The sequence below is a fragment of the Variovorax flavidus genome, from assembly GCF_030317145.1.
Classification (GTDB): Bacteria; Pseudomonadota; Gammaproteobacteria; order Burkholderiales; family Burkholderiaceae_C; genus Variovorax; species Variovorax flavidus.
On sequence record NZ_JASZYE010000025.1, the window covers coordinates 1 to 5,513 of the forward strand.

The window sequence follows — 5,513 nt, forward strand, 5'->3', positions numbered from 1 at the left end:
AGCCAAACATGATTCCAGAGCAGTCCAAGAAGACCATCCACCGTTCCCAAGCAAGTGTGTGATTCGCCGAATGCTAAACGGACGACCGTGGTCGATGCCCGCTTCTGGCCGCAACCGGCTGTCGCTCATTCTGGTCTACTGTCTGGAGAGTGCGCACGCGCTTCGACGTGGTGAGCGAGCGCCCTGCCCTTTCCCCTGCCCAAGCCGGTGACTCCAGATCGGCTCTCAAGCGACTAGCGGGGGCCGATTTCTCATCGAATCAACAACTTGCGCGCGCCGCCGTCAAAGTTAGGCCGTAAATTTGATGGAATTCCGGTCTAACTTTGAACGAACTCACAACGAGTGAGTTCCTCCAAAGTTGTCGCACTTTCAAACCTAGGAAAATCAACAACTTACGCGCGCCGTTTTCAAATTTACGCCGGTCGGGTTTTCAAAGTTGCGCCGGCGCCGGTGGAGCGAGCCCCAACGGCCTCCTCCAGGCGCCATTGCCGCCCCGCTGTAGTCTCGTCCGACCCAACGGGCCTAATAGCTGACAGGCTACAGTCGGCCAGGAGCGGACGGTCGGGGCCGAGGTCGAATTAGCTCCGGAGCGGACTTCCGTACCGCGGCAGTCAGGTCAGAGTCAATCCAGAATCTGAGGAGAGCAAGTGACCGCCCAGGCTTTGCGGATTCTGGAGGGTCACGGAAGCCATATTTGTTCTGACATTCGCTGCCTCCAGCGGGCGCACAAATCGGATTCGCGATGCCCAACCACCCTGCTGGCAGCGGCCGCAATCGCTGGCGGAACGAACGATTGGCGCGTTCACCAGCAGCTTCAGTTCACCTTCGTACGCAGTGGTGGAAAGACGGGCGTCGACCTGCAGGGCCTGCTTGCCGCCCTTGCACTGGGCATTCCAATCGCTGGCTTGTGACATAGGGGGATAAGCAGCGACTTCTCAACCAAAATGACATTCTCGGAACGGCTTAGGAATTGCTGGCAGCCCTACATCGCGCTTTGGCCGCAATCGCGCGACGACCTCTGCAGCTACTGGTCCAAGAAGATGGGCCACAAGCACGTGAAGACCGAACTACCCTCGTGGGCAGGAAACCAGATACCTTCGAGATGAAAGTGCGATTTGGTTGCGGAGCGCTCTTGGGCTTGGTGGTCGGCTTGGGCATGTGCATCATTCTGTCGCTGCTGAGAACCATGGGCGCCTGCGCGCTTGTGGTGTTCGCCATCGTCGGCTGCGGCGTATCCGCCGCCTACTTCGGTGACAGCTTCTGGGCGAATCTTCGTTGGCTACGGTAGCGACTCGACCGGCGGTAGAGCCAGCAGCTCTGGAGACCGCAACAGGCTACAGCCGGCCGGGAGCAGAAATTTTCCGTGACCTCCTGCGCGACGGGGCCTCCAACGTACTCAAACTTGATGATGCTTTGCCAGGCGGTTTCCGCGTAGGCTTCTCAGCCGAGGAGGTACGCAAGATATGCACTCGTCTCAATGCCATCGGTGGCTGAGCAGACCCCTAGTACTGTGCACCTTAGCGCTGTCGGTGACGATTGCACCTATCGAAGCTTCTGCGGAATGCTCCGACAGCAGGGTTAAGCGCCTTTCAGCCCGCGGAAGCACTGTTGCTTCTATCGCCCGCACATGTGACATGGATGTCGACGAGGTGCGAGAACTACTCGACGACGGCGGAGACGCCGACGCCAGCAAGCAGAGAAACCCGCGCAACACAGCCGAAGCAGAATCGAGCAACGGACTGAGCCGCGGAACGCCGCTGGCGCCCTGCGGTTGTTGGGGGCCGGCGGCTCCGGGCATCCGCCAACCAAACCCGACGTGCAGCAGCGGCTTTGCAACCCCTCGCATGTGCCCACAGTTGTGCCCTGGCGGCGGTTACGCATGGCAAGGGGTGTGCGGCTAGCCCAATAGCACGGTCCAGTTTGCCATGAGTTCCGACTTTAATCACGTTGCAGCCGCGATTCTTGCCTTTTGTCTCGCGACTCAAACTGCAATTGCGGGTGAAGACATCCCCAACTGTCTGTACTCATTCACAGTGGGGCCTGAACCTGCACCCGTCGAACCGTGCGGCGCAGATACAAAACACATCGGAATGGACCCGCACGTTCTTGCCGTCATGCGAACGTTCAACATTCCAACAACCGCCGTCATCTTTAAGTCTTGCCCTGGCGGGCGCTTTTTGGCGAGACCAGACTCCACGGATGGCACGCGTTTCATTGTTCAGTATCCAAGCGCCGCAAAGTCAAACTACCTCGCTCCAATCGTCCACGAACTCGCACACGTTCTGCAGATGAGGGACGCAGGAAGTCTTGAAGCACTCAACCCAAAGAAGAACTCCCACAGGATTGAGCTGGGTGCTGATTTCCTATCTGGACTCGCATTCAACTCGTCACTGATGCAAGTGAAAGATAAGGACTTTGAGACAAACCTTGAATTGGCCGGCTCCTACAAGGTCGAGGTTGACGACCACGGGCCTCCAGAACATCGCTCGGCAGCCTTCAGGCGCGGCTTAGTTCGTAAAGAACCTTTCTCCGAGCTAACAATTATTCAATCCCTAAAGTATTGGTACGCCAATGACTACCAGACTCTCAGTCGATAAGGCCGTACGAGTCGGCATTGGAATGCTGGGGCTCGTCATCAATGGCATCTCAATAGCAGCCAGTCCTGAGCTCACTCGACTGAATGCTTGCGAGGATATATCTATCGTACTGACGAGTTTGAAGAGAACAGCAGATGCTTGTGAGCCTGCGGCAGGCGTCATCGAAAGGACCATCCGTGACTTTGCCTCTAGTCATGGCGTCACTCCCTGCTTTATGGACCGCGTTCCCGTTGCATCTCTTTCTGGATTCAGATGCATTCAGTCGTCATACCGTGGCGGACACACTCTGGCGTGTTATAGACCCACCTCCGTTGAGTTGCTCTCTGAATACAAATCCAACTTTTCGTCGAAGTACTCGGCTCTAGCGTCGACCTATATCGTGGAAGCAAAGAAGTGTCCGGGCTCGAATGGCGACGCGTCAAGAATCATGCCCTCCACGTTTCCTCCAATCTTCATGCCAGTAGCGGAGCACGAATTTGGCTTCAATGTGCAGTACGGTGACACAAGGCCGGGTTCCGCTCTCGTCAGTCATGGCTTCGCTAGGACTGCGCCCGATGTTGCAAGGCGGGGAACTGACGCTATCGAGTACGTCGTGTTCGCGAACGGCGGAATGTCGCCGGAATTGGAGGCCCGCACGGCTGTTGGAAACTGGAGATTGCGCGTAGATGCATCATCCGAGTTTGCAAACGATTTTCTCAAGGCAATCAAGAGACAGGGCTTGGAAGCCTATCTCTCCGCGGTCGACATCGACATCTTACGAGCACCACTTGCCGTAGCGAGAACGAAGGTGCCCTCTCTTCCCGAGGAGCTTTCCGACATCATTGCCTCAAAGCTGGAGGACGAAGGATTTGAGGAGATGAGTGATGAGGAGCTCAAGCGAAATACAGGGAGAACTAGGCAAGAGATGAGAGACACGGTTCTTAAAGGAGTTTCGTTTGGCGCCCGTGGCACAGCGCGCCGCCACCTCCCGCAATTTAGAATTTTGATGAAGACGTCCGGCGTCACTTGCACACGGCGTGGACAGGGCGCTATTGGCGCATATCTATTCACACTAAATGGCGAGGAGAACGTACAGGCTGATTTCGGAGGCGTCGCAACGATGATTCTTGGTCTTGGTGCCTGTGGGTCGACAGAAGCCTCGAGTCGCCAGTACATCCGGAACTTGGCGCAGGAGGCGAAAGAAACTCTCCTTGACGAATTGAAGATTCGTTAAGCATTGCATCTGTTCATTGACGGTACGCATAACGGAGTGTGGTCATGAAAACTGAGTCATCGCGCAGACATCTACTCCAAGGGGGTAGTGGACTACTCATTGCACTGGGATTCGGCGCACTGCCAGTCGCCACTCGTGCCGAGGAACCGTACTCCGACCCGGCGGCGGCGGAAAGGTGGCTTCTGCCGCTGCTAGACGCCCCTGGTGCAGTGGCCGGCGGGTTGCATATGGGGCGCTTTCGGGACCGTGTCTATTATCTCGACAAGGAAATTAAATGGTCACCCGGTCCGGGTCAAGAGGGTCCAACCGTTGTCGTACCGGCTGGCTTCGTGACCGACTTGGCAAGCATTCCCCGAGTGTTCTGGTCGCTCTTGCCAACGGATGGTGCGTATACGTTTCCCGCAATCGTTCACGACTATTTGTATTGGGTACAGCGATATCCTCGAGAGGTGGCTGATAGTGTGTTTCGCTATGGCATGGATGACATGAAAGTATCGAGTACGGTCTCGAAGTCCATCTATGCCGCTGTTAGGGCTGGTGGAGGCAGCGCTTGGACGAACAATGCAAAGCTTAAGCAGAGTGGCGAGATGCGTCTACTGCGCGAGTTTCCGAACGACCCAACAATCTCGTGGAATGACTGGAAACAGCGCAAGGGATGCTGCGCGGTGATTTGACTGAGTCACTAGGAGTTCCTTTCGCGCAAGTTCTTTGGCTCCAATTTTCTCCTCCCGTACCTCTCTGCTGGCAACTTCTGCGCGTCGTCGACGCAATGGGCAAGAATGCGCAGCGGCTTGCTCCGGTTGTCGAGCGCATTGGCCGCACCTACGCGTCGAAAGAACATCCCACTGCTCGCCGCTGGCGCTCAACTATTCGCCAGAGCGCCGCCCTGCGATGATTGAGAAGTTGCGAGACGTCGCTGTCAGCTTGCTGACTTGATGGAATGCAGCAAACGGCCATACCCGGCCTTACAAGCACAAGGATTGGCAGATGGATTGGAGCCTCGCAGGCGCTTTGGTGCACTCTTTGACTTTCTGGCGCGTAGTCGTTGCGGTGGGCGCAGCGATGCTAGTCGCCTAGGCAATCTCCAAGGTCGCCGACTTCAACACTGCATACCTCAGCTATGCGATGCTCATTGGCAGCCTGGCCGGCGGCATCAGATGGGAGATTCTCAGCAGGCGACGCCGAGCAAGCCAAGGCGATACTCAGACCGGGTCGACAGCGTCACGCCAGGCCCGCTGACGGCCAGAAGCGGAAGTACAACGCGTCCCTCCCATTGCCCGCTACGAAGACTCCCTGCACATGGATTCGTCGTTCGAGACTTCACACCGCCTTCATACGGAGCGCGCACACGGCCGCTAACCTGGACGGGCTATGAAAACCCCTAGCCATAGAGCCGGCTCTCTTCTTCAGATTTCTGGGCTCCTGGCTTTCTGGGCCGGGAGCACTTTGCCGTTCCTGTTCACGTGGGCACGCCTTGGTTTGTGGTTCGCCGTGGCTGGTGTCGCGCTTTACCTGTCGGGCCTTCTCCTTCAGCTACGCACGACTCGCCATTCCGCGGACACGGCCCCGTTCGAGGTCCAGCGCCAGAGCCCGGGCATCTTCCTTTGGGAGTTGACCTACCGGCGGACAGTTTTCGCCCTTTGCGTGGCGCTTGGCATGTTTGTACTCGGTAGCGGCCTATGGTCTGCGAGTGGCACTTTTGG

Annotated in this window: 5 protein-coding genes; 4 read left to right on the forward strand and 1 reads right to left on the reverse strand. The window is 57.1% G+C overall.

The window, feature by feature from the left end; translation table 11 throughout:
• Positions 1-611: 611 nt before the first annotated feature.
• On the reverse strand, positions 612-914 hold the full coding sequence (locus QTH90_RS31420) for a hypothetical protein (RefSeq protein ID WP_286668513.1): 303 nt from the start codon (positions 912-914) through the stop codon (positions 612-614).
• A 188-nt stretch (positions 915-1,102) separates the two neighbouring features.
• Between QTH90_RS31420 and QTH90_RS31425 the strand changes: the two genes are divergently transcribed.
• The 4 genes from QTH90_RS31425 (at position 1,103) to QTH90_RS31440 (ending at position 4,484) form a co-directional block, all read left to right on the forward strand.
• Positions 1,103-1,288, forward strand: coding sequence for a hypothetical protein (locus tag QTH90_RS31425; RefSeq protein ID WP_286668514.1), 186 nt, complete (start codon positions 1,103-1,105; stop codon positions 1,286-1,288).
• A gap of 637 nt (positions 1,289-1,925) precedes the next feature.
• Positions 1,926-2,597 carry a hypothetical protein gene (locus QTH90_RS31430; RefSeq protein WP_286668515.1) on the forward strand — a complete coding sequence of 224 codons (672 nt, stop codon included), beginning with the start codon at positions 1,926-1,928 and terminating at the stop codon, positions 2,595-2,597.
• A complete protein-coding gene (locus tag QTH90_RS31435) occupies positions 2,572-3,810 on the forward strand; it encodes a hypothetical protein (RefSeq protein WP_286668516.1) in 1,239 nt (412 codons plus the stop codon). Before QTH90_RS31430 ends, QTH90_RS31435 begins: the two co-directional genes overlap by 26 nt.
• A gap of 44 nt (positions 3,811-3,854) precedes the next feature.
• Positions 3,855-4,484 (forward strand): DUF1353 domain-containing protein, encoded by a 630-nt coding sequence (locus tag QTH90_RS31440; RefSeq protein WP_286668517.1) that lies wholly within the window; start codon positions 3,855-3,857, stop codon positions 4,482-4,484.
• The last annotated feature ends 1,029 nt before the right edge of the window (positions 4,485-5,513 follow it).

Coding starts and splice junctions, on each gene's coding strand:
- QTH90_RS31425 (WP_286668514.1), top strand. CDS start 1,103: ATGAAAGTGCGATTTGGTTGCGGAGCGCTCTTGGGCTTGGTGGTCGGC.
- QTH90_RS31430 (WP_286668515.1), top strand. CDS start 1,926: ATGAGTTCCGACTTTAATCACGTTGCAGCCGCGATTCTTGCCTTTTGT.
- QTH90_RS31420 (WP_286668513.1), bottom strand. CDS start 914: ATGTCACAAGCCAGCGATTGGAATGCCCAGTGCAAGGGCGGCAAGCAG.
- QTH90_RS31435 (WP_286668516.1), top strand. CDS start 2,572: ATGACTACCAGACTCTCAGTCGATAAGGCCGTACGAGTCGGCATTGGA.
- QTH90_RS31440 (WP_286668517.1), top strand. CDS start 3,855: ATGAAAACTGAGTCATCGCGCAGACATCTACTCCAAGGGGGTAGTGGA.